Source organism: Lutimaribacter pacificus (assembly GCF_900142185.1).
Lineage (GTDB): Bacteria > Pseudomonadota > Alphaproteobacteria > Rhodobacterales > Rhodobacteraceae > Lutimaribacter > Lutimaribacter pacificus.
In genome coordinates this window covers 407118-430607 of record NZ_FQZZ01000003.1, presented here as the reverse complement: position 1 = coordinate 430607, position 23490 = coordinate 407118, and the positions used below count along the sequence as shown (strand labels likewise).

Sequence of the window (23490 nt, the reverse complement as noted above, 5' to 3'; positions counted from 1 at the left end):
CAGGTGCGAAGTGACAGGAAAACGAGTTGACCGGCATGAATAAGAGCAGCTTTTGCGTGGTGACATGCGTCAAGAACGAGGGCCCCTTCCTGCTTGAGTGGATCGCCCATTGCAGGGGCATCGGCGTAAGTGATTTCGTCATCTTTTCAAACGATTGCGATGACCACTCGTCCGAGATCCTCGACCGGCTGGACGAAATGGGCATCGTGCGGCACCTGCCCAACCCGACCATGTTCCTGCAAAACGGGCAGCACCACCGCACCGCGCTGGCCTATGCGCCGTTTCACAAGGAATTCCGGCGCGCCGACTACATCGTGATCATCGACTGCGACGAGTTCATTGTCTCGAAAACCGGGGACGGAACGCTGCAGGCGCTGGTCGAAAGCCTTGATGAGCCTGACGTCATATCGCTGTCCGAGCTGAATTACGGCTTCGGCGGAAACCTCGCGTTCCAGGACGGGCTGGTGACGCAACAGTTCCGCCGCTCGCGCGACAAGGTGCCGCCGCCCAAGAAGGCCCGGCGCGGGGTCAAGTCGATCACCAGGAATACCGGCAGGATCAGGGAATTCGCCAACCATCGCCCGATCGTGCAGCCCGAGGCCGCCGATGACGTGACATGGTATGACGGCTCCGGCGAACGGATGGCACCGCAGTTCATCCGCGATTACCAGCGCGGGATCGACAGCACCGGACGCTACGGGACCGCGTGGGTCAACCATTACACGCTGCGATCCGGCGAAAGCATGCTGGCCAAGTTCGAACGCGGCGACGCGGTGCGCCAGAAACGCATGAGCGATCAGTATTTCAGGAAACGGGACGGGCACGAAGCCGAATATTCCGATATCGACGCCTATCGAAAGACGACGCAGGCCGAGCTGGACAAGCTGAGGTCCGACAAGCAGCTCAAGACCCTGCACGAGAAATCGGTTCAGGCCCACAAGGCCAAGATCGAGAGCCTGAAATCCAATCCCGCCTTCCGGGACCTGTGGGCAGATATCGCGGATTCGGTCGGCAGCCGGGACGGGGCGGATGGGCGCCCATGAACGATATACTGAAAAACTACCATCACGAGCGCCATTTCCTTCAGATCGTGCACGTGTCGGGCAAGGGCACCAGCAAGCGGCCCTTCGTCTACATGAAGAACCACAAGGCTGCCTGTACGACCGTTCTGGCCACGGTATTGCGTCACCAGATGGCGTTTCTGGACCTTCCCGCGACGCCGATCGGCAACGATATCATCCACAAGCCGCCCAAGGCCCTGATGCGCAACGGCAAGCGGAGCCTGAGTGTCGACGGCGCGCTTGCGGCGCTCGAAAGCGCGGAGCATTTCAGGTTCACCTTCGTCCGGGAGCCGGTTTCGCGGCTTCTGTCCGCCTTTTCCGACAAGGTGTCGGGCGACACCAAGCAGCGGGCGGCCTTGTTCCGGCATATCGGGAAGGCCCCCGGGGATGCGCTGTCGCTTGCGGATTTCATCGACATCGTGGCGCAGGACAGCGCGGCGCGGGATCTGGACCGGCACTGGCGCAGCCAGTGCAAGGAAATCTCCTATGGCCTGATCGACTATGATTTCCTCGGAACCGTGGACGGGATCGACCCCGCGCTGCGCGAGGTCATGGCCGAACTGTTCGGCCAGGGCGACCTGCAGGTCGAGGACACGCGCAAGACGATCGGTCACAAGACCAGAAGCGCATCGCTCAGGGACGGGTTGCGCAAGAAGGACCTGGCAAGGCTGGAACAGGCCTATGCCGACGATTTCGAAATGTACGCAGCGGTCGCCGGGCAGACGACCTAGCGAATTGGGACAGACGGTGATGAAAGACGAACGCGCCCGGTTTCTGCACGACACCCTGTCGCCCGCGCGGCGCACGCGGGTCGTGGATGTGGGGGCCAATCCGCTTGGCGAAACGCCATATGCGACGCTTCTGCGCAACGGCCTGTGCGAGGTCTGGGGGTTCGAACCCCAGAAAGACGCCTATGACAAGCTGATCGCCGAAAAGGGCGAACTGGACCACTACCTGCCGCACGCGATCGGGAACGGGCGGCGCGGCAGCCTTCATGTCTGCAAGGGCGGCGGGTTCACCTCGCTTTACAAGCCCAACCCGAAATTCCTCGGTCTCATGGGCCGGTGGGAGGCCGGCATGACCGTCAAAGAGGTCGTCGAGGTGCCGACGCGCCGGCTGGACAGCCTGACGGAGATCCCGGAATTCGACCTGCTGAAGATCGACGTTCAGGGTAGCGAAGCCGCGGTGTTCCGCGGCGCGAAGGCGGCTTTGCAAAGCGCCGTTGCCGTGATCACCGAGGCCGCGGTGATCCCGCTCTACCAGGACCAGCCGCTTCTGGACGCGCAGATGAAAGAGCTTCAGGCCATCGGGTTCTACCTGCACAAGTTCCTGTTCCTGAAATCCTACATGGTCAGGGGGAAAAGCCCCGACCGCCTGAGGCCACGCAGGAACAAGAACCAGGGGGTGGACGGGGATGTCGTGTTCCTCCGCGATATCATGTCGATCGAAGAATACGAGACCGAAAAGCTCAAGCATCTGGCGATGCTGGCGGATTCCGCCTTCGAAAGTTTCGATATCGCGGTGCTCGCGCTCGATATCCTGGCCGAACGTGGCGAGATCGGCCAATCCGGCATCGACGGCTATATCGCGCGGCTGCCCGCAGAGGTCGTCAGATAGTGCCGTATCCGCGGCGATCTTGCCCTTGGAAAGAAATGTTGCAGGTTGTAGCGTGCCCAGTGAATACAACAGGCTTGCCGGAGCGAGCGACTTGAAAAACCTTCCCGAAATCGCAACGCTCTGGATCGGCGGAAGGCTTAGCTGGCTTGAGCAGCTGTGCCTGAAATCCTTTGTCGATGCCGGTCATCACACCACGCTCTACAGCTATGCCCCGATCGACAACCCGCCCGAAGGGGTGCACCTTGCCGACGCGGAAGACATCTTTCCCTCCGAGCCGATGCTGCGCCATGCCCGCACCGGCAGCCCGGCGATCCATGCGGATATGTGGCGCCTTCACCTGCTGAAGAAAACCGACAAGATCTGGATCGACGCGGACATGTATTGCTATCGTCCGTTCGATTTCGACCGGCCCTTCGTGTTCGGCTGGGAAAAGCCCGACCTTGTCTGCAACGCGGTGCTTGGCCTGCCGTCCTCGTCGAAAGCGCTGGCGGGCCTGCTGGACTTCTTCCAGGACGAATACGCCATCGCGCCATGGCTCAAGCCCTGGCAGCAGGACGAATTGCAGGCCGAGAAGGACGCTGGAAAACCCGTGCACATGACCGAGCAGAGCTGGGGGTTCACCGGCCCCGCCTCGGTGACGCATTTCCTGCAGGAGACCGGCGAAATCGAATATGCCGAGCCGGAAAGCGCCTTCTACCCGATCTCGTTCAGGGACCGGAACAAGATGATCCTGTCGCGGCATTTGGATTTCGTCGAGGAACAGCTGACGCCGGAAACGCGCGGTATCCATTTCTGGGCCCGCCGCATGAAGCCGCGGCTGGAAGAGAAAGAGGCCAACAAGCCCCGGCGCGGATCGTTCCTGCACCGGCTGATCGACAAGCATGGCATCGACCCCGACGCGGCACCGATCCCGGCAAAGAAGAAAACGGACGACGCCCGGCTGGACGATCCCGCGTTCCAGTCGAAGATCGGGCTGCTATACCTGCGCGGCGAGATGAGCCTGGACAAGATCAGCCGCGATCACAAGGTTGAAAAAGAGTTCGTAAAAGCCTGCGGCAACACGATAACCGACGGCGCGGCGCAGCTTTTCGACAAGGATTAGGAAAGCGCCTTGTGCGGCGTCACCTACACCCGGTCGAGCGCATCCTTTTCCATGTCGAGCCGCAGGGCCTTTTGCGCGTGTTGCCGGGCCCTGTCCGCCATCGCGGCGGCGGCCTCTGCCAGGTCGGGGGCGGGCGCTCCGGTCAGGGCCAGCAGGGCGCGGCGCAGGGTGCCGGCAACCTCGATCTGCCCTGCGCCGTCGCGCGCGGTGGCGGCAAAGGCCGCCTCGATCAGGTCGGCATCGCGGGGCACCGGCAGAAAGACCCGGGGGTATTCCGGCGCATCGGGCGCACCGTCATTGGCGGCATAATCCCATAGCAGCGTTTCCAGCCGGGTGATCGCCTCGATCGCGGTGCCGGGGTCGTTCACCCCCGGCGACAACGCGCGCGAGGCGATTTCCGACAGGATGGTCAGGCCGAAGGCGGGGTCCTGTTCGTGGGTGCGGATATTGCCGATGACGAAACTGCGTGCGATCCGGTCCAGCGCGTCATCGCCGACCGTGCCGCCCACCTGCGCGATGGGCTGGCCGCGCAGCACGTGCCGGCCCGGCGCACAGGTGACGTAGACCGACGCGGTCTCGCCCGCGCAGTCCTGCAATCGCGCCAGGTCGACCAGTTGCACATAGCCCGATTGCAGCGCGGGCACCGGCGTGGTGCTGCCGGGCAGCACGGTGTCGTCGGTCAGCGGGTTGGCCCCCAGCGCGGGCCGGCGGGTGCGCGCGATCAGGCTGGCGCGGGCTCGGTCGCAGGCCACCGCCATGCTGTCGTCCATGCTGCCGAGCCGGCTGAGATGTCCGATCCAGCGCAGCATCGCCACCACGACCATGATCACGACAAAGATCGTGACTCCCATCACCACCACCGCCGTATCGCCGTCATAGAGCCTTGCGCGGAACAGGATGATCGTCGTCAGCGCATAGACGAAGGCCCCGATGAAGGCCGCCAGCACGCTTTGGGTCGTGCTGTCCTCCAGCAGCAGGCGGTGGACGCGCGGGGTGGCGTTGGCGGCGGCCGTGCGATGCGCCGAGACCATCACGTTCAGCGAAAAGGTCGAGACCGCCAGCATCGACGAGGCGAGGATAGTCAGCACCGGCATCACCGCGTCGGCGCCGATGCGGCTGGCCAGTTCCCGCGGCATCCACGGCTCGACCGCGGGGGCCGCCACGGCGATCACGCAGGCCAGAAGGGCAAAGCTTGCCACCCGCACGCCCAGCCTGCGCCAGGCCCGGCGCAGCAGCATGGCCGGCAGGTCGAGCGCCTTCAGCATCCGTCGCCCCCGGGGCGGCGGGCCAGCACCGCGCGGTCCAGCGGGATGCGCCGCGCGCCCGCCTGTTCCAGCGCGCCGTCGACCATGCGCCGCTCCGAAGCGGCCAGCGCCCGGTGGCGGGGATAGATCGGGTCGGCCCGGTCGTCCATCACCGGCGAGGCCCAGCCATCGGTGCTGGCCAGGAAGGCGGCCACGCCTTCGGCGCCGAACTCGTTGAAATAGCCCTGCATCACCACGTCCACATAGCTCAGCAGGATCGGATGGTCGTCGCTGGGCGCATGATGGCCGCCATCGGGAATCGCGTAGATCGCGATCTGCGGGCGGTGGGGCAGGGGGTGGTGCACGTCGTCGCCGACATGCACCCGGTCATAGGCGCGTTCGCGTTCGTCCAGCGCTGCCCAGCTTTCGCCCGGCACCGCGGCGATCAGCCCGTCGATCTGTGCCGCCGGGTCGGGCACCGCGGTCAGGAAGGCCACCGCGCGTTGCGGCGTGCCGCGCCAGGCCCGCCGCCAGCCGCGCACGCGGGCGCGATGCGCATCCGCGAACGTGTGGGTCGCGCGGTTCACCAGCGATCCGTAGCCAAAGAAAAATGCATCGCTCATGCAACAAACCCAGCCGCTTTTGATTCAGGTCAATCCGGTATGGGGGCGTTCCGGTGCAGAATGCATCGCATATCTTCAAGCGAAAGACAGCCCCTTGCGCATCACCAAACGCACCAACCTGGCCATCCGTGTCCTCATGTTCTGCGGGGCGAATGCCGGGCGCCTCGTCACCAAGAGCGAGGTTTCGGATCGCTGCAACACCTCGGAAAACCACCTGGCGCAGGTCATCAACCAGCTCGGGCAGCTCGGCTACCTGCACACGCAGCGTGGCCGCAACGGCGGGATCACGTTGGGCCGCCCGATGGACGAGATCGTGATCGGCGACGTGTTCCGCCAGATCGAGGCCGGCGTGCCGCTGGCCGAATGCTTTGCCGATGTGGACAACACCTGCCCGCTGGTCGATGCCTGCCGGTTGCGGCTGGCGATCGCCGATGCGGCCGAGGCGTTCTATGCCCATCTCGACCAGGTCCGGCTGGATGCGCTGGTTTGCGGCAACGAGGGGCTGCTCGATATCCTCGTTCCCGGGCGCTGCGCGGGCACGGCCACGCCGTAGGGTGCGAAAACGACCTCTTGTCGGACGGCACCGACTCGGCTAACCCTAGGATACCAGCACGGGAGAACCGGTAAGACCGGTGCCGAAGGAGCAACCGCCCCGGAAACTCTCAGGCCAAAGGGACCGTGCCGGACCGAAGACTCTGGAGAGTGGCGCGCCCGGCGCGTCCGCCGAAGGGATAGCGATCTCAGGCACCAAGGACAGAGGGGGCATCGGCGCACCGGCATTGGCGGTGTATAATGATGCCCGGTGACGTCTTTGCCCGTATCACCGCGCAGGAACCCGTGGGGGGTATGGGTAGATGACGGAACTGAAACGCCTGGTACTGCACGAACTGCACGAAGAACTTGGCGCGCGGATGGTGCCCTTTGCCGGGTACGAGATGCCGGTGCAATACCTGGCCGGCGTGATGGCCGAGCATACCCATACACGCGAACGGGCGGGGCTGTTCGATGTCAGCCACATGGGGCAGGTGATCCTGCGGGCCGACAGCTATCAGACCGTCGCGCTGGCGCTCGAGGCGCTGATCCCCGTCGATATCGCCGGGCTGGCCGAGGGGCGGCAGCGATACGGGTTCTTCACCGACGCGCAGGGCGGCATTCTCGACGACCTGATGCTGGCCAATCGCGGCGATCACGTCTTCATGGTGGTCAACGCGGCCTGCAAGGCGGCGGATATCGCCTATATGCGCGCCGCGCTGGAGCCGCAGGGGATCGGGGTGGAGGAGATCACCGACCGCGCGCTGCTGGCGCTGCAGGGCCCGATGGCCGGGGCGGTGCTGGCCGCACATGCGCCCGCCGTGGCCGACATGCGCTTCATGGACGTGGCGGTGCTGGATATCGGCGGGGCGGAATGCTGGCTGTCGCGCTCGGGCTATACCGGCGAGGACGGTTTCGAAATCTCGGTGCCCAATGCCGCCGCCGGGGATTTCGCCCGCGCATTGCTGGCCGACGACCGCGTGCTGCCCATCGGCCTTGGCGCGCGCGACAGCCTGCGGCTGGAGGCGGGCTTGTGCCTTTACGGCCACGACATCGACACCGGCACCACCCCGGTCGAGGCCGGGCTGACCTGGGCGATCCAGAAGGCCCGCCGCCCCGGCGGCGCGCGCGAGGGCGGGTATCCCGGCGCCGGCCGCATCGCCCGTCACCTGGCCGATGGCCCGCCGCGCCGCCGCGTCGGCCTGCGCCCCGAGGGTCGCGCGCCCATGCGCGAGGGCGTGACGCTGTTCGCCACCGAAGCGGGCGGCGAGCAGATCGGCACGATCACCTCGGGCGGGTTCGGCCCGACCGTCGGTGCCCCCGTCGCCATGGGTTACGTGCCCGCGCAATTCGCCGCGCCCGGCACCCGGCTCTGGGGCGAACTGCGCGGCAGGCGCCAGCCCGTCACGGTGGCCGAGCTGCCCTTTACCCCCGCCAATTTCAAACGCTGAACCAACAAGGGATGGACCCCATGAAATTCACCGAAGACCATGAATGGCTGCGCGTCGAGGACGACCTGGTTGTCGTCGGCATCACCGAACATGCCAGCACGCAGCTGGGCGATGTCGTGTTCGTCGAACTGCCCGAGGTGGGCACCAGGGTCGCCGCCGGCGACGAGATCGTGGTGATCGAAAGCGTCAAGGCCGCCTCGGACATCGTGGCCCCCGTCGATGGCGAGATCGTCGAGGTGAACGAGGCCATCGTCGACGAGCCCGGCAAGGTCAACGAAGACCCGCTGGGCGAGGCGTGGTTCTTCAAGCTCAAGGTCGAGGACATGGACGAGATCGACAAGTTCATGGACGAGGACGCCTATAACGACTTCGTGGGCTGACATGACCATCCGGCGCATCGTGCCCAACCTGCCGGCGGATGATCCGCAGGCGTTGGCCGCGTTCTATGCGCGTGTCTTCGGGCTCGACCCGGTGATGGATGCGGGGTTCATCGTGACGACGGCCGTGCCGGGCCGGACACAGCCGGCGCAGCTGAGCCTGGCCAGCGAAGGTGGCGCGGGCACGCCTCTGCCCGCCCTGTCGATCGAGGTGGACGACCTCGACACGACGCTGGCCGCCGCCCGTGCCGCCAATGCCGAAATACCATACGGCCCCGTGACCGAGCCGTGGGGCGTGCGCCGCTTTTACATGCGTGACCCGGCGGGCCACCTCATCAATGTTCTGACACATAGCGAGACCAAGTGATGCCGTTCGAACCGACCGACTATCTGCCCTATGATTTCGCCAACCGCCGCCATATCGGCCCCTCGCCCGACGAGATGGCCGAGATGTTCCGCGTGGTGGGCACCGACAGCCTGCACGCGCTGATCGACGAAACAGTGCCGAAAAGCATCCGGCAGGAAAAGCCGCTGGATTTCGGCAAGCCGAAATCCGAGCGCGAATTGCTGTGGCACATGCGGCAGGTCGCGGGGAAGAACAAGGTGCTGACCACGCTGATCGGGCAGGGCTATCACGGGACGGTCACGCCGCCCGCGATCCAGCGCAACATCCTGGAAAACCCCGCCTGGTATACCGCCTACACCCCCTACCAGCCCGAGATCAGCCAGGGCCGGCTCGAGGCGTTGCTGAACTACCAGACGATGGTGGCCGACCTTACGGGTCTGGAAATCGCCAACGCCTCGCTTCTGGACGAGGCGACGGCGGCGGCCGAGGCGATGACGATGGCGCAGCGCGTGGCGAAATCGAAGGCAAAGGTGTTTTTCATCGACGAGAACTGCCACCCGCAGAACATCGCCGTGATGAAGACCCGGGCCGAGCCGCTGGGGATCGGGGTGATCGTCGGTGCGCCCGACGATCTGGACGCGGGGCAGGTGTTCGGCGCGGTGTTCCAGTATCCCGGCACCTACGGCCATGTGCGCGATTTCACCCCGCAGATGGAGGCGCTGCACGCCGCAAATGCCATCGGCATCGTGATCGCCGATCCGATGGCGCTTTGCGTGCTGAAGGAACCGGGCGCGATGGGTGCCGATATCGCCGTGGGCAGCACCCAGCGGTTCGGCGTGCCGATGGGCTATGGCGGGCCGCACGCGGCTTACATGGCCTGCCGCGATGCCTATAAGCGCGCGATGCCGGGGCGGCTGGTGGGCGTGTCGGTGGACAGCCTGGGCAACCGCGCCTACCGGCTGGCGCTGCAAACCCGCGAACAGCATATCCGCCGCGAAAAGGCCACCAGCAACGTCTGCACCGCGCAGGCGCTGCTGGCGGTGATGGCGTCGATGTATGCGGTGTTCCACGGGCCGCAGGGGCTGAAGGCCATCGCGCAGCGCATTCACCGCAAGACCGTGCGCTTCGCCCGCGGTCTGGAAGAGGCCGGTTTCGAGGTCGAGCCGAAGGACGGGTTCTTCGACACGATCACGGTCGAGGTCGGGCTGTTCCAGCGCGGCGTGTTGCAGGCCGCCGTCAAGGAGGGCGTGAACCTGCGCCGCGTCGGCAAGACAAAGGTCGGCATCACCTTCGACGAGGCGACCCGCCCCGCCGTGGTCGAGGCGGTCTGGCGTGCCTTCGGCATCCACCGCAAGGACGACGATCACACCCCCGAATACCGCCTGCCCGAATCCCTGATCCGCAGCAGCGACTACCTGACCCACGGCGTGTTCCACATGAACCGGGCCGAAACGGAAATGATGCGCTACATGCGCCGGCTGGCCGACCGCGACCTTGCGCTGGATCGCGCGATGATCCCGCTGGGCTCGTGCACGATGAAGCTGAATGCCGCGGCCGAGATGATGCCGATCAGCTGGCCCGAGTTTTCCAACATGCACCCCTTCGCCCCCGCCGACCAGGCGCAGGGCTATGCCGAGATGGTGCAGGACCTGTCGGCCAAGCTGTGCGAGATCACCGGCTATGACGGCATGTCGATGCAGCCGAATTCCGGTGCGCAGGGCGAATACGCGGGCCTGCTGACCATCGCCGCCTGGCACCGCGCGCGCGGCGAGGGGCACCGCAACATCTGCCTGATCCCGGTCAGCGCGCATGGCACCAACCCCGCCAGCGCCCAGATGGTCGGCTGGAAGGTGGTGCCGGTGAAATCGGCGGAAAACGGCGATATCGACCTCGAAGATTTCCGCGCCAAGGCCGAACAGCACGCCGACAACCTGGCCGGCTGCATGATCACCTACCCCTCGACCCACGGCGTGTTCGAAGAAACCGTGAAAAAGGTCTGCCGGATCACCCACGACCATGGCGGGCAGGTCTATATCGACGGGGCGAACCTGAACGCGATGGTGGGCCTGTCCCGCCCCGGCGACCTGGGCGGCGATGTCAGCCACCTGAACCTGCACAAGACCTTTGCCATCCCGCATGGCGGCGGCGGCCCCGGCATGGGTCCGATCGGCGTCAAGGCGCATCTGGAACCCTACCTGCCGGGCCACCCCGAAACCGGCGGGGCCGAGGGGCCGGTATCGGCCGCGCCCTATGGCTCGGCCTCGATCCTGGCGATTTCATGGGCCTATGTGCTGATGATGGGCGGCGAGGGGATGACGCAGGCGACGCGCGTGGCGATCCTGAACGCCAACTACATCGCCAAGCGGCTGGAGGGTGCGTTCGACGTGCTTTACAAGGGCCCGACCGGGCGCGTGGCGCATGAATGCATCCTCGATACCCGCCCCTTCGCCGAAAGCGCGGGCGTGACGGTGGACGATATCGCCAAGCGGCTGATCGACTGCGGCTTTCACGCGCCCACGATGAGCTGGCCCGTGGCGGGCACGCTGATGGTGGAGCCCACGGAATCCGAAACCAAGGCCGAGCTTGACCGCTTCTGCGACGCGATGCTGGCCATCCGCGAGGAAATCCGCACCATCGAAGAGGGCCGGATGGACGCCGAGAACAACCCGCTGAAACATGCCCCGCACACGATGGAGGATCTCGTGCGCGACTGGGACCGGCCCTATAGCCGCGAACAGGGCTGTTTCCCGCCGGGCGCCTTCCGGGTCGACAAATACTGGCCGCCGGTCAACCGGGTGGATAACGCCTGGGGTGACCGCCACCTGGTCTGCACCTGCCCGCCGATGAGCGATTACGCCGACGCGGCCGAATGATCGCGGCACGCGGCATGGGCGCCACCCGCGCCCATGCCCGCCGCTTCGTCGTTCCGCAAATACGCGTCGCTCAGCCTGCCGCGGGTGCTGCTTCCTGCAGCGGGGCCAGCACCCTGGCCACGGCATCCCACGTCGCCTCGTTCGCGGCGCTCAGCAGGTATCCCTCTTCGCGCGCGATGGTGTAATCCGCCCCGTCCAGCATTTTCGCCACGCCGCCCGCGCGCTGGCAGATCAGGACGCCCGCCGCGTGGTCCCACGGGTTCAGCGTGCCCGACAGGATGAAATCCGTATGTCCCAGCGCCGCCATGCGGTATTCATGGGCCGAGCAGCGCAGCGCGCCGGTGCGGGCGAATTCGGGAAGCAGCGGGGCCAGCAGCCTTTGCGCCGGTTTCGCCATGTGGTTGATGTGGACATAGCCATCGAGCTGCGCCACCGGCCCGCCGCCCGACATGGTCAGGCGTGTGTCCCGCCCCGTTGCGGTGACATGGCGGGCGGGGCCGGATTCGTCCGCGATCACGTAATCGTCGGCCAGCGGGTCGTAGATCAGCCCGAAAACCGGCCTGCCATAGCGCGTGGCCGCCAGGATCACCCCGAACGCGCCCAGCCCGTGCGCGAAATTCCAGGTGCCGTCGACGGGGTCGATGATAAAGGCCAGCTCGGCCTCGGCCGCCTTGCCCCGCAGCGAGGGGTCGGTGGCGGCGGCCTCTTCTCCGATGATCGTGGCACCGGGGAACATCCGCGCCAGCCCGCGTGCGATCATCGCCTCGGCGGCGGTGTCGGCCTCGGTCACAAGGTCGTGGGGGCCGCTCTTGGTGGCGATCTGGCCCGTGCTCAGCCCGCGAAAGCGCGGCAGGATCTCGGTGCGCGCGGCGCGGCGGACGATGTTGATCAGGCTGGTCTGCTGGGCGGGGCTCAGCGGGCCGGTGACGATGGCGGGCAGGTCTTGGGACATCGGGGAATCGCTCTGCTGCTGGACATGGCCTGATTGCCAGCCGGGGCGCGCGGATGCAACGCGGGCGGGGCGCGGCAAATCGGGACTCGCATTGGGAACAAAAGGTGAATATTCTTGTTTCCTGCCATGTATGCCGAGCTGTGCGCCACGTCGAATTTCACCTTCCTCACCGGGGCCTCGCACCCCGAGGAGCTGATGATGCGCGCCATGATGCTGGGCCAGCCCGCGCTGGCGGTGGCCGATGAAAACAGCGTCGCGGGGATCGTGCGCGCCCATGCCCGCGCGCGCGACCTGGCCCGGCAACTGGCCGAACGCCGCGCCGAAGAGGCCGCCAATGGCGTGATCGGCCCCGGCCGGCCCGGCCACCCCGCGCAGACGCCCGACCTGCACGCCCCGCGCCTGATCCCGGCGGCCACGCTGGTCTTCGACGACGGGCTGCGCCTGACCGCACTGCCGCGCGACCGGCGGGGCTGGGCCAGCCTGTGCCGTCTGCTGACCACCGGTCGCCTGCGCGCGCCCAAGGGCGATTGCCTGCTGCGGTCCGGCGATCTGTGGGACCGCGCCGAGGGGCTGGAACTGCTGCTGCACCCGCCGCCGGCGCTGCCATCCCCGCGCGACACCGGGGCGTGGCTGCGCCTGGCCGAACCGCTGGTGCGCCGGCTGGGCGGGCAGATGCACCTGCTGATGCATCCCCGCTACGACGGGCAGGACGGCGCGCGGCTGGACGCGCAGGCGGCGCTGGCGCGGCGGCTGGGGCTGGGCACGGTCGCCTCGGCCCTGCCGCTGATGCATCACGGCGCGCGCCGGCAGATGGCCGACGTTCTGACGGCGATCCGCACCGGCCGCCGGGTCGATCAGCTGGGCCGCGCCGCGCTGGCCAATGGCGAACAGCGCCTGCGATCGGGGGCCGAGATGCGCCGCATCTTTGCCGGGCACGGCCACGCGGTCGATGCGGCGGGGGCGCTGGCGGCGCGGCTGGCCTTCTCGCTGGACGAGCTGCGCTATGAATACCCGTCCGAGGTGGCCAGCGGCGAAACCCCTGCCGCGCGGCTGCGGCGTCTGGCCGAGGCGGGGCTGCGCTGGCGCTATCCCCATGGCGCGTCCGACAAGGTGCGCGCGCTGTTGGAACACGAACTGACGCTGATCGCCCGGCTGAAATACGAGCCCTATTTCCTGACCGTGCACGATGTCGTGGCCTTTGCCCGGTCGCGCGGCATCCTGTGCCAGGGGCGGGGGTCGGCGGCGAACTCGGTGGTCTGCTACTGCCTTGGCGTCACCTCGGTCAGCCCCGAGATCGGCACGATGGTGTTCGAACGCTTCGTGTCCGAGGTGCGCGACGAGCCGCCCGATATCGACGTGGATTTCGAACACGAACGCCGCGAAGAGGTGATCCAGTGGATCTATGACCGCTATGGCCGCCACCGGGCGGGGCTGTGCGCCACCGTGATCCATTACCGCGGCAAGCGCGCCATCCGCGAGGTGGGAAAGGCAATGGGGCTGGCGCAGGACACGATCGCGGCGCTGTCCTCGCAGCTTTGGGGGTCTTTCTCGATCCACGGGACCGAGCCGGCGCGGATGCACGAAATAGGCCTCGATCCCGCCGATCCGCACCTGGCGCGCACCATGCGCCTGATCCGGCAGATCATCGGTTTTCCCCGCCACCTGTCGCAGCATGTCGGCGGTTTCATCATGACCGAGGGGCGGCTGGACGAGCTGGTGCCGATCGAGAACGCCACCATGGAGGATCGCACCGTCATCTGCTGGGACAAGGACGATATCGACACGCTGGGCATCCTCAAGGTCGATGTGCTCAGCCTGGGGATGCTGACCTGCATCCGCAAGGCGTTCGACCTGATCGCGGCGCATCACGGCACCCGATACAGCCTTGCCACCCTGCCGCCCGAAGATCGCCGCGTCTACACAATGCTGGGCCGGGCCGATTGCATCGGCGTGTTCCAGGTGGAAAGCCGCGCGCAGATGAATTTCCTGCCGCGGATGCGCCCGAAGAACTTTTACGACCTGGTGATCGAGGTGGCGATCATCCGCCCCGGCCCGATCCAGGGCGACATGGTGCATCCCTATATCCGCCGCCGCAACGGCGAGGAAAAGGTCACCTTCCCCTCGGACGAGCTGGGCGCGGTGCTGGGCAAGACGCTGGGCGTGCCGCTGTTCCAGGAACAGGCGATGCAGATCGCCATCGTCGGCGCCGGTTTCACCCCCGAAGAAGCCGACCGCCTGCGCCGGTCGCTGGCCACCTTCAAGAAACACGGCAACGTGTCCGAGTTCCGCGCGCGGTTCATGCGGGGGATGCGCGCCAACGGCTATGACGAGGATTTCGCCGACCGCTGCTTTTCCCAGATCGAGGGCTTCGGCAGCTACGGCTTTCCCGAAAGCCACGCCGCCTCCTTCGCGCTGCTGGTCTATGCCTCGGCCTGGATCAAGTGCCACCATCCCGGCATCTTTGCCTGCGCGCTGCTCAACTCGCAGCCGATGGGGTTCTATGCCCCGGCCCAGATCGTGCGCGACGCGCGCGAACACGGGGTCGTGGTGCGCCCGGTCTGCATCGACCGCAGTTTCTGGGACAACGTGATGGAGCCCGACGGGCAGGGCGGGCTGGCGCTGCGGCTGGGGTTTCGCCAGATCAGGGGCCTGACCGGGGACGAGGCCGCATGGCTGACGGGCGCGCGCGGCAATGGCTATCGCTCGGTCCAGGACGTGTGGCGGCGCGCGGGTCTCAGCCCGGCCACGCTGACCCGGCTGGCCGAGGCGGATGTGTTCGCCGTGCTGGGCCTGTCGCGGCGCGAGGCCTTGTGGCAGGCCAGCGCGATCCGCACGGCCGAACCGCTGCCGCTGTTCGAGCGCGATATGGACGGCGAAGCGATCGACGAGCCGCCCGCCCGCCTGCCCGCGATGACGCTGGGCGAAGAGGTGGTCGAGGATTACGTGGCCACCCGGCTGTCGCTGCGGACGCATCCGCTGGCGCTGCTGCGCCCGCTGCTGACCCCGCCGGACCCCGGCTGATCCTGCGCGCCGTTTACCGCAACCGCCGCGGGCAGGTCGCCAGCTGCGCGTCGTAGATAAGCGCGCGGTCGCCGACCTCGCCCGCGATCCGCATCAGCCAGCTTTTCGCCTGGTAACTGCCGCGGCTGAACCCGGTATGCCCCTCGTGATAGGCAAGGTACTGGTTGCGCGCATCGCCCAGCGAGATGCCGTTGCGTTCGCGCGACTTGTTCATGTACCAGCCCATGAAATCCGTCGCATCGTGGATGCGGTCGCGTTTCGCGCCCCGGCGCCCGGTGGCGCTGCGGTAATCGTCCCATGTGCCGTCCAGCGCCTGCGCATAGCCATAGGCCGAACTTTGCCGGCCCATCGGGATCACGCCCAGCGTATAGCGGAAGGGGGTGCGCGCGTTGCCGATGAATTTGCTTTCCTGGTAGATCGTGGCCATCTGCACCGCGACCGGCACGCCCCATTTGCGTTGGGTTTCGACAAAGGCACGCCCGTATTTCGGCCGCTGTGCCAGGATCGAACACGCGTTGTCCATATTGCGCGGTGCCGAAAAATCGCCGCCCCCGCAGGAGGCCAGCACCATCAGCAATACCAGCGCGCGAAGAGTTCTGCTCATCTGCCTCTCGCCTCGGTTTATTGGTTTTTTAGGCAGTTTAACGGAAAAAGCGGCCGTAGGAAATCACAATTGCAGCGACATGCCGCCGCTCAGAGCAGCAGCGCCAGCATCGCCGGCACCGCGATCACCGACAACAGGGTCGAGACCATCACGAGCCCCGCCACCGCCTGCGCGTCGGCGCCGTATTTCTCGGCCAGAAGGTACGAGGTGACGGCCACCGGCGTGCCCAGTTGCAAGACCAGCACGCCAAAGGCCACCGGATCGAGCGCGAACCACCGCCCCACCGCCCAGGCGATGCCGGCGCACAGCACCAGCTTGGCCACGCTCAGCCCCAGCGCCAGCCCGATCCGCCGCGTCGTCAGCCGCGCCACCGCCACGCCCAGCGTGATCAGCATCAGCGGGATCGCCATCTGCCCGATCAGCTCCAGCGCGCTGGTCAGCGCCGGCGGTGTCTGCCATCCCTGCCAGAGGAACAGGCCGCCCAGCAAACTGGCGGCCACCAGCGGCTCGCGCAGCACCCTGTTCAGCGAACCGCGTCCCGCGACCAGCCATATCCCAAGGGTGAAGGACCAGACCGCCATGATGGCGAACACCACCACGGCATAGCTTAACCCCGTGCTTCCAAAGGCGAAAAGTGCAAGCGGCAGGCCGACATTCCCGGTGTTGCCAAAGATCAGCGGCGCCAGGTAGGTGCGCCGCGACAGGCCCAGCCCGGCCACCAGCGCCCAGGAAAGGACGGTCACCGCGCCATAGGCCGCGACCGTGGCCAGCGACAGCGCGGTCAGCGCCTGCGGGTCGATCTCGGTCTTCATCAGGGCGGTGAAGATCAGGCAGGGCACCGCCAGCGTCGTCGCCAGCCGGGTGACAAAGGTGACGTCGTAATCAAAGCCCAGCCGCACCCATGCGAAACCGATCATCGCCAGGATGAAAACCGGCGCGGTGATCTCCAGCACTGTGAAGGCGAGGTTCACGGAGTGTTTCCTTGAAATCCTTGGGGAAAAGGCGCAAGTTGTGGTGCTGTAGCGGAGCGAAAGAAGGGCTGCAATCCCGATGTTGAAGAGTTGGGCCAAATACAATCTCGGGCAGGTGGTGCGGCACAAGCGCCATCCGTTCCGCGGTGTCGTCTTCGACGTCGATCCGCGGTTCAACAATACCGAGGAATGGTATCAGGCCATCCCCGAGGAACTGCGCCCGTCCAAGGACCAGCCCTATTACCACCTGCTCGCCGAGAACGAGACGAGCTATTACATCGCCTACGTGTCCGAGCAGAACCTGCTGCCCGACACCTCGGGCGAGCCGGTGGACCACCCCGATATCGCCGATCTGTTCGGGCCGTATCACGACGGGCAGTACCCGCTGCATTTCCAGCTGAACTGATCCGCGCGGTCAGGGCACGATAGCGCGCGGTTCTTCATGAAAGGTTAATGCAAAAGGTCCGACCGGCCGCGCAGGACGAAAACCGCGCGGTTCGGGGGAAGAACCGCGCGGTCCTGATCCGTCTGCGGGGCGCGCGCGCGCGTTGCCTCAGACCTCGCGGGCGTTCGGGTCGGGAAAGAACCCGCCCTCGGGCTCGCGCCGGTGATTGAAATTCGGGTCCTCACGCTTGATCTTGCGCGAGATGAGATGCGCCGCCGGCAGCGTCAGCACCGTCCCCAGCGCCACGGCCGCGATGATCGCGGGCCACGTGTAATATCCCAGGCTGAATACGATGATAAGGAACCCGCCGGACAGTGTCGGGAACACGCCGGACAGGATGAGAACGTATTTCAGGCGATCCATATCGGGCCTCCTTCCGCCCATAAGATAAGCACGATCCGGCGCGGTCAAAGCGATCTCAAGCAGGGGTGAAGGATGCTCACGCATGGGTGAGGCGGGGTTTACCCGTTTTAAACCTTTGTGGGGAAAGGATGGGGAATGCCGGTTTGTCATTGCCCCGATGCCCCCGGAAAATGGCTGGCGTTTAGTTATCCATCTTCAGCGCCGAGATGAACGCCTCTTGCGGGATGTCCACCTTGCCGAACTGGCGCATCTTCTTTTTCCCGGCCTTCTGCTTTTCCAGCAGCTTCTTCTTGCGGGTCACGTCGCCGCCGTAACACTTGGCGGTCACGTCCTTGCGCAGCGCGGCAAGCGTTTCGCGCGCGATGACCTTGCCGCCGATGGCGGCCTGGATCGGGATCTTGAACATGTGGCGCGGGATCAGGTCTTTCAGCTTTTCGCACATCGCCCGGCCGCGCATCTCGGCGCGGTCGCGGTGCACCATGGTAGACAGCGCGTCCACCGGCTCGTCGTTCACCAGGATCTGCATCTTGACCAGGTTGTCGGCGCGATAGCCTGTGAGCTGGTAATCGAAGCTGGCGTAACCTTTCGTCACCGATTTCAGCCGGTCGTAGAAGTCGAACACAACTTCATTGAGCGGCAGGTCATAGACCACCATCGCGCGGCTGCCGGCATAGGTCAGGTCCTGCTGGATGCCGCGGCGGTCCTGGCAGAGCTTCAGCACATCGCCGAGGAATTCGTCGGGCACCAGGATCGTGGCCTTGATGCGCGGTTCCTCGATATGGTCGATCTTGGACGGGTCGGGCATGTCGGCGGGGTTGTGCAGCTCGACGAAGCTGCCGTCCTTCATGTAGATGTGATAGATCACCGAGGGCGCGGTGGTGATCAGATCGATATCGTATTCGCGTTCGATCCGGTCGCGGATCACCTCGAGATGCAGCAGCCCCAGGAAACCGCAGCGAAAGCCAAAGCCGAGCGCGGCCGAGGTTTCCATCTCGTAGCTGAACGAGGCGTCGTTGAGCGCCAGTTTCTCGATCGCGTCGCGCAGATCCTCGAACTCGGCGGAATCGACGGGGAAGAGGCCGCAGAACACCACCGGGACCGAGGGTTTGAAGCCCGGCAGCGGTTTGTCGGCGCCCTTTTTCTCATGCGTGATGGTGTCGCCCACGCGGGTGTCGCGCACCTGCTTGATCGACGCGGTGATGAACCCGATTTCGCCGGGGCCAAGCTCGTCCACGTTCTGCATGACGGGGCGGAAGACGCCGATGCGGTCGACGCCATAGCGCGCGCCGGTCTGCATCATCTTGATCTGGTCGCCCTTGCGCAGCTTGCCGTCCATGATCCGCACCAGCACGACCACGCCCAGATAGGGATCGTACCAGCTGTCGACCAGCATCGCCTTGAGCGGCGCGTTCGCATCGCCGGTGGGGGCGGGCAGGCGGTGCACGATCGCCTCAAGCACCTCGTGGATGCCGATGCCGGACTTGGCGCTGACGCGGATCGCGTCCGAGGCGTCGATGCCGATCACGTCCTCGATCTGTTCGGCCACGCGGTCGCAATCGCTGGCGGGCAGGTCGATCTTGTTCAGCACCGGCACGATCTCGTGGTCGGCGTCGATGGCCTGATAGACATTGGCCAGCGTCTGCGCCTCGACCCCTTGGGTGCTGTCGACGACCAGCAGCGAACCTTCGACTGCGCGCATCGAGCGGCTGACCTCATAGGCGAAATCGACATGGCCGGGGGTGTCGATCAGGTTCAGCACGTAATGCTCGCCATTGTCGGCGGTATACTCGATACGGACGGTATTGGCCTTGATCGTGATGCCGCGTTCGCGTTCGATATCCATCGCGTCGAGCAACTGCTCTTTCATGTCGCGGGCCGACACGGTGTTGGTTTCCTGGATCAGCCGGTCGGCCAGGGTGGATTTCCCGTGGTCGATATGGGCGACGATGGAGAAGTTTCGGATATGCGCGAGGTCTGTCATGAAAGGGGATATGCGGTGGAATCGGAGGGCGGTCAAGGTGGTGCGTGATTGGGCGATCGCGGCGGTTCTGGCGCTGTGGGGCGCGGGCGCGCAGGCGCAGGCGCTGGTGGTGTCGGTGGATTTGTCCGACCAGCGGATGGAAGTCGCCGAAGGCGGCGTCGTCACCCATGTCTGGCCGGTCTCGACCGCGCGGGCGGGCAAGTGCACGCCGGTCGGCACCTACACGCCTTACCTGTTGAAACGGATGCATTATTCCTCGCTCTACGACAACGCGCCGATGCCCTGGTCGATCTTTTTCCTGGGCAATTACGCGATCCACGGCACGACGCAGGTGGACCGGCTGGGCGCGCCGGCCTCGGCCGGGTGCATCCGGCTGGCGCCGGAAAACGCCGAAATCCTGTTCGGCGCGGTGCAGGCGGTGGGGATGAGCGAGACGCGGATCGTGGTGCGCGAATGATCAGCCGCCGGTTTCACGCTCCAGCCAGGCGGTGGCCTCGGGGGTGGTTCCGACCTCTTCCCAGGTGATCACCGGCAGGTCGTAGGGGTGTTCCTCGGCCACGAGCTGCGCCAGCGCGGCGATATGGGCGGCGCGGGTTTTCAGCAGCAGGTGCACCTCGGGTTCCTCTTCGATGGCGTCCTGCCAGTAAAACAGGCTCAGCACGCCCTCGGTGATGTTGGCGCAGGCGGCCAGCCGGGCCTGCAGCGCGGCGCTGGCGATGTCGCGGGCGCTGTCGAGATCGGGGCAGGTGGTGCAGAGATGGATCATAGCCGGGAATGCGTGCCGTCGCAGAGCGGGGCCTTGCCCGAGTGCTTGCAGCCGCAGAAGAACAGCCTTTTCGACGCGTCGGCGGTGTATTTCACCGGGGTGAACCCGGTGCCCTTGTGGCTGCCGTCGCAAAAGGGCTGGTTGCCGGATCTGCCGCAGGCGCACCAGAAATAGCTTTTCCCCTCCTCGACCTCGACCGGGTAGGGGGCTTTTTGCGGGGTGTCGGGCGTGTTCGTCATGCGGGCTCCTTCCCTGGCTGGCCTTGCGATGTTGGCGGATGTGGCGCGGGCGTCAAGGGGCAGGGTGTGTCAATGGCGGGCCGTTCGTGGCACAATGGCCCGGCAGCCGGGGGAGGAAAGCACATGACACGGCCCATTGCGATCGAGGCGCGGGTGCGCGGGCGGGTGCAGGGCGTGGCCTTTCGCGCGTGGACACAGGCGCAGGCGGACAAGCTGGACCTGCGCGGCTGGGTGACCAACAACGGCGACGGGTCGGTTTCGGCGCTGTTCGTCGGGCCGAAAGCCCGCGTGGACGAGATGATCGCCCGGCTTTGGGGCGGCCCCGGTGCGGCGGCGGTGGCGGATGTGGCCACGCATGAGGTGGCCGTGCCGGCGGAGGCGGGCGACGGGTTCAGGATCGTCCGGTGATTTCGGGGCCTTGCGGGGCTTGATCATCGCGGCCGGTCCGGCCAATCATTGCCACGACGGGGGCAGGTTGCGCGGGATCGGGCGGTATGGGCGAGACGGACCAGGCATTCGTGGACGGCGAGCTGCGGCTGGCGCTCTATTACACCGGGCTGCGCGACAAGATCGCGGCGCTGAACGTGGCGGTGGTGGGGTTTTCGTTCACCGTCTACGACAAGATCAGCGACCTGAAGCTGGAGTTCTTCGTCTTCCTGCTGGCGCTGGGTTTCTTTTCCTTCATGGCCTCGCTGCGCTCCAGCATCGCCTATAACTACCATTTCCGAAATTACGAGGATTACCTGTCCGGGGCGGTCACGCAGCCCAGGCCCGTGAAAGCGATATTCGAGGCGAACCGTGCGAAATACAACAACGAGAAGGGCAAGTTCGCGATGCTGACCTTCGGTGCGACCTATGTGCCGACGCACCTGTTCTGGAGCATCGCCATCGGCCTGATCTGCCCGCTGGTCGCGGTGTCGGTCTATCGCCCGTGGTGACGGGGGGGCGTGATGTTCAGACCCGCCTTCCCCACAAATCGTACTCCCCGGCCTCGTCCACCTCGACCGTGACGATATCGCCCACGGCCAGCCCCTCGGTGCCGTCGTCGATGAAGAGGTTGCCGTCGATTTCCGGCGCGTCGGATTTTGTGCGGCAGGTGGCGATGCCGTCGGCGTCGATATCGTCGACGATCGCCTCCATCACCCGGCCCACTTTCGCGGCCAGCTTGGCCTCGGAAATCGCCTGCGCCTTTTCCATGAAACGGTCCCACCGCTCCTGTTTCAGCTCGGGCGCGACGTGATCGGGCAGCGCGTTCGAGCGCGCGCCCTCGACATTTTCGTACTGAAAGCAGCCGACGCGATCCAGCTGCGCCTCGTCCAGCCAGTCGAGCAGGGTCTGGAACTCGGCCTCGGTCTCGCCGGGATAGCCCACGATGAAGGTCGAGCGCAGGGTGATGTCGGGGCAGATGCCGCGCCATTCCGCGATCCGGTCAAGCGTCTTCTCGGCATGGGCGGGCCGCGCCATGCGTTTCAGCGTATCGGGGTGGGCGTGCTGGAACGGCACGTCGAGATAGGGCAGCACCAGACCGTCAGCCATCAGCGGGATCAGCTCGCGCACATGGGGGTAGGGGTAGATGTAATGCAGCCGCACCCAGGCCCCGAGCGATCCGAGGTCGCGGGCAAGGTCGGTGATATGGGCGCGGTGGCCACGATCCTCGGCGTGTCGGATATCGACGCCGTAGGCCGATGTATCCTGGCTGATGACCAGCAGTTCCTTTACGCCGTTATCGACCAGCTTTTCCGCCTCGCGCAGGATGGCGTGGGCGGGGCGGCTGGCAAGGCGGCCGCGCATGTCGGGGATGATGCAGAAGCGGCACTTGTGATTGCAGCCCTCGGAAATCTTGAGATAGCTGTAATGGCGCGGGGTCAGGCTGACGCCCGAGGCGGGCAGCAGGTCGATGAACGGGTCGGGCGCGGGCGGCACGGCGGTGTGCACGGCATCGAGCACCTGTTCGTATTGGTGCGGGCCGGTGACGGCCAGAACCTTGGGATGCGCGCCGGTGATATAGTCGGGCTCGGCCCCAAGGCAGCCGGTGACGATGACGCGGCCGTTCTCGGCCAGCGCCTCGCCGATGGCGTCGAGCGATTCCGCCTTGGCGCTGTCGAGGAAACCGCAGGTGTTCACGATCACCGCGTCGGCGCCGGCATAATCGGGGCTGATCCCGTAGCCCTCGGCGCGCAGGCGGGTCAGGATGCGTTCGCTGTCGACCAGCGCCTTGGGACAGCCCAGGCTGACCATGCCGATCGTCGGCTGGCCCTCGTGGCGGGTTTCCGATACGCGGGCGCGGGCAAGATCGGGGCGGAGGTCGGGCGGATTCTGCATGGGCGCGATATACGCGCGCAGCCGCGCCCGGAAAAGGGAAACCGCGCGCGGTTCAAGGAAATTTTTGCAATTTCGTTACAATGACGTATATACATATGAGATACTATAAAAACCCGAGCAGGTTTACATTATGACCAGTGCGTTCAAGAAAGCCTGGGCCGAGGTGGTCCAGCCGATGATTTCCCGTCCCCGCCGTTTGCAGGTGGCGGCGCTGTGTTGCAGGGAAGGCGACAAGGGCGCGAAGGTGCTGCTGATCACCTCGCGCGATACCGGGCGCTGGATTCTGCCCAAGGGCTGGCCCATCGACGGGCTGACCGCGCCCGATGCCGCGCTTCAGGAAGCGTGGGAAGAGGCGGGGGTGAAAAAGGCGCGTATCCGCCGCAAGCCCGTGGGCAGTTACGAATACGACAAGCGGCTTGAGGGCGGGGTGCCGGTGCCGGTCGATGTGAAGGTCTATCGCGTCGATGTCGACAAGCTGGCCGATACCTACCCCGAGGCGGACGAGCGCCGGCGGCGCTGGGTCTCCCCGCAGGAGGCGGCCGAGCTGGTCGACGAGGACAGCCTGAAGACTCTGCTGCGGCAAATGTAACAGGTTTGCGAA

General features: G+C 66.0%; 25 protein-coding genes and 2 riboswitches. Of the genes, 15 read left to right on the top strand and 10 right to left on the bottom strand.

The features are described from left to right. Positions 1-35: 35 nt before the first annotated feature. From F3H87_RS10955 to F3H87_RS10940, 4 genes are all read left to right on the top strand, one after another. Positions 36-1043: a glycosyltransferase family 2 protein gene (locus F3H87_RS10955; RefSeq protein WP_149788706.1), complete on the top strand. Its 1008-nt coding sequence runs from the start codon at positions 36-38 to the stop codon at positions 1041-1043. Next, entirely contained in the window at positions 1040-1792 is a 753-nt protein-coding gene (locus F3H87_RS10950; RefSeq protein WP_149788707.1) for a sulfotransferase family 2 domain-containing protein, read from the top strand. The genes F3H87_RS10955 and F3H87_RS10950 overlap by 4 nt, the downstream gene beginning before the upstream one ends. 19 nt (positions 1793-1811) lie before the next feature. Continuing rightward, positions 1812-2678: an FkbM family methyltransferase gene (locus tag F3H87_RS10945; RefSeq protein ID WP_188129222.1), complete on the top strand. Its 867-nt coding sequence runs from the start codon at positions 1812-1814 to the stop codon at positions 2676-2678. Between the two features lie 91 nt (positions 2679-2769). Then, positions 2770-3780, top strand: a complete 1011-nt coding sequence (locus F3H87_RS10940) for a glycosyltransferase family 32 protein (protein WP_149788709.1) — start codon at positions 2770-2772, stop codon at positions 3778-3780. A 23-nt stretch (positions 3781-3803) separates the two neighbouring features. On the opposite strand, the gene F3H87_RS10935 is transcribed toward F3H87_RS10940, so the two are convergent. Together F3H87_RS10935 and F3H87_RS10930 are read right to left on the bottom strand one after the other, a co-directional pair. After that, positions 3804-5045 (bottom strand): DUF2254 domain-containing protein, encoded by a 1242-nt coding sequence (locus F3H87_RS10935; protein ID WP_149788710.1) that lies wholly within the window; start codon positions 5043-5045, stop codon positions 3804-3806. Beyond that, positions 5039-5647, bottom strand: coding sequence for a gamma-glutamylcyclotransferase family protein (locus F3H87_RS10930; protein ID WP_149788711.1), 609 nt, complete (start codon positions 5645-5647; stop codon positions 5039-5041). Before F3H87_RS10930 ends, F3H87_RS10935 begins: the two co-directional genes overlap by 7 nt. Before the next feature lie 94 nt (positions 5648-5741). Between F3H87_RS10930 and F3H87_RS10925 the strand changes: the two genes are divergently transcribed. The 5 genes from F3H87_RS10925 to gcvP all read left to right on the top strand — a co-directional run bounded on the left by F3H87_RS10925 (position 5742) and on the right by gcvP (position 11225). Further along, on the top strand, positions 5742-6200 hold the full coding sequence (locus F3H87_RS10925; RefSeq protein WP_149788712.1) for an RrF2 family transcriptional regulator: 459 nt from the start codon (positions 5742-5744) through the stop codon (positions 6198-6200). Between the two features lie 49 nt (positions 6201-6249). Continuing rightward, a riboswitch (glycine riboswitch) is annotated at positions 6250-6336 on the top strand. A gap of 4 nt (positions 6337-6340) precedes the next feature. Continuing rightward, positions 6341-6406: riboswitch (glycine riboswitch) on the top strand. Between the two features lie 95 nt (positions 6407-6501). Then, positions 6502-7629 carry a glycine cleavage system aminomethyltransferase GcvT gene (gene gcvT, locus F3H87_RS10920; protein ID WP_149788713.1) on the top strand — a complete coding sequence of 376 codons (1128 nt, stop codon included), beginning with the start codon at positions 6502-6504 and terminating at the stop codon, positions 7627-7629. A 20-nt stretch (positions 7630-7649) separates the two neighbouring features. After that, positions 7650-8009: a glycine cleavage system protein GcvH gene (gene gcvH / locus F3H87_RS10915; protein ID WP_149788714.1), complete on the top strand. Its 360-nt coding sequence runs from the start codon at positions 7650-7652 to the stop codon at positions 8007-8009. Between the two features lies 1 nt (position 8010). Next, positions 8011-8373, top strand: coding sequence for a VOC family protein (locus F3H87_RS10910; protein ID WP_149788715.1), 363 nt, complete (start codon positions 8011-8013; stop codon positions 8371-8373). Continuing rightward, entirely contained in the window at positions 8373-11225 is a 2853-nt protein-coding gene (gene gcvP, locus F3H87_RS10905) for an aminomethyl-transferring glycine dehydrogenase (RefSeq protein WP_149788716.1), read from the top strand. The genes F3H87_RS10910 and gcvP overlap by 1 nt, the downstream gene beginning before the upstream one ends. 70 nt (positions 11226-11295) lie before the next feature. Here the strand turns inward: gcvP and F3H87_RS10900 are convergent, their stop codons facing one another. Further along, positions 11296-12177, bottom strand: a complete 882-nt coding sequence (locus F3H87_RS10900; RefSeq protein WP_149788717.1) for an inositol monophosphatase family protein — start codon at positions 12175-12177, stop codon at positions 11296-11298. Between the two features lie 126 nt (positions 12178-12303). Here F3H87_RS10900 and F3H87_RS10895 point away from each other — a divergent pair, with 126 nt between their 5' ends. Then, a complete protein-coding gene (locus F3H87_RS10895) occupies positions 12304-15198 on the top strand; it encodes an error-prone DNA polymerase (RefSeq protein ID WP_149788970.1) in 2895 nt (964 codons plus the stop codon). 13 nt (positions 15199-15211) lie between these two features. Here F3H87_RS10895 and F3H87_RS10890 read toward each other — a convergent pair whose 3' ends face one another. Both F3H87_RS10890 and F3H87_RS10885 read right to left on the bottom strand, forming a co-directional pair. Then, positions 15212-15802, bottom strand: coding sequence for a transglycosylase SLT domain-containing protein (locus F3H87_RS10890; protein ID WP_149788718.1), 591 nt, complete (start codon positions 15800-15802; stop codon positions 15212-15214). Between the two features lie 89 nt (positions 15803-15891). Further along, entirely contained in the window at positions 15892-16773 is an 882-nt protein-coding gene (locus tag F3H87_RS10885; protein ID WP_149788719.1) for an AEC family transporter, read from the bottom strand. Positions 16774-16852: 79 nt separating this feature from the next. Here F3H87_RS10885 and hspQ point away from each other — a divergent pair, with 79 nt between their 5' ends. Further along, positions 16853-17179: a heat shock protein HspQ gene (hspQ, locus tag F3H87_RS10880; protein WP_149788720.1), complete on the top strand. Its 327-nt coding sequence runs from the start codon at positions 16853-16855 to the stop codon at positions 17177-17179. 147 nt (positions 17180-17326) lie between these two features. Here hspQ and F3H87_RS10875 read toward each other — a convergent pair whose 3' ends face one another. Then, positions 17327-17581, bottom strand: a complete 255-nt coding sequence (locus F3H87_RS10875; protein WP_149788721.1) for a hypothetical protein — start codon at positions 17579-17581, stop codon at positions 17327-17329. 181 nt (positions 17582-17762) lie between these two features. Then, on the bottom strand, positions 17763-19562 hold the full coding sequence (lepA, locus tag F3H87_RS10870) for a translation elongation factor 4 (RefSeq protein ID WP_149788722.1): 1800 nt from the start codon (positions 19560-19562) through the stop codon (positions 17763-17765). Between the two features lie 10 nt (positions 19563-19572). On the opposite strand from lepA, the gene F3H87_RS10865 reads away from it, so the two are divergent. Beyond that, positions 19573-20019: a L,D-transpeptidase gene (locus tag F3H87_RS10865; protein ID WP_149788723.1), complete on the top strand. Its 447-nt coding sequence runs from the start codon at positions 19573-19575 to the stop codon at positions 20017-20019. Here F3H87_RS10865 and cutA read toward each other — a convergent pair whose 3' ends face one another. Together cutA and F3H87_RS10855 are read right to left on the bottom strand one after the other, a co-directional pair. After that, positions 20020-20328: a divalent-cation tolerance protein CutA gene (gene cutA, locus F3H87_RS10860; RefSeq protein WP_149788724.1), complete on the bottom strand. Its 309-nt coding sequence runs from the start codon at positions 20326-20328 to the stop codon at positions 20020-20022. After that, positions 20325-20567: a CDGSH iron-sulfur domain-containing protein gene (locus F3H87_RS10855; protein ID WP_149788725.1), complete on the bottom strand. Its 243-nt coding sequence runs from the start codon at positions 20565-20567 to the stop codon at positions 20325-20327. The genes cutA and F3H87_RS10855 overlap by 4 nt, the downstream gene beginning before the upstream one ends. A gap of 123 nt (positions 20568-20690) precedes the next feature. Between F3H87_RS10855 and F3H87_RS10850 the strand changes: the two genes are divergently transcribed. Together F3H87_RS10850 and F3H87_RS10845 are read left to right on the top strand one after the other, a co-directional pair. Beyond that, positions 20691-20975 (top strand): acylphosphatase, encoded by a 285-nt coding sequence (locus tag F3H87_RS10850; protein ID WP_149788726.1) that lies wholly within the window; start codon positions 20691-20693, stop codon positions 20973-20975. 86 nt (positions 20976-21061) lie between these two features. Further along, positions 21062-21505 carry a hypothetical protein gene (locus F3H87_RS10845; RefSeq protein WP_149788727.1) on the top strand — a complete coding sequence of 148 codons (444 nt, stop codon included), beginning with the start codon at positions 21062-21064 and terminating at the stop codon, positions 21503-21505. A 16-nt stretch (positions 21506-21521) separates the two neighbouring features. Here the strand turns inward: F3H87_RS10845 and rimO are convergent, their stop codons facing one another. Next, the gene (gene rimO / locus F3H87_RS10840; protein WP_149788728.1) at positions 21522-22889 is read right to left on the bottom strand and encodes a 30S ribosomal protein S12 methylthiotransferase RimO; all 1368 of its coding nucleotides are present in this window, start codon (positions 22887-22889) and stop codon (positions 21522-21524) included. A 130-nt stretch (positions 22890-23019) separates the two neighbouring features. On the opposite strand from rimO, the gene F3H87_RS10835 reads away from it, so the two are divergent. Beyond that, on the top strand, positions 23020-23478 hold the full coding sequence (locus F3H87_RS10835) for an NUDIX hydrolase (RefSeq protein ID WP_149788729.1): 459 nt from the start codon (positions 23020-23022) through the stop codon (positions 23476-23478). Positions 23479-23490: the final 12 nt, after the last annotated feature.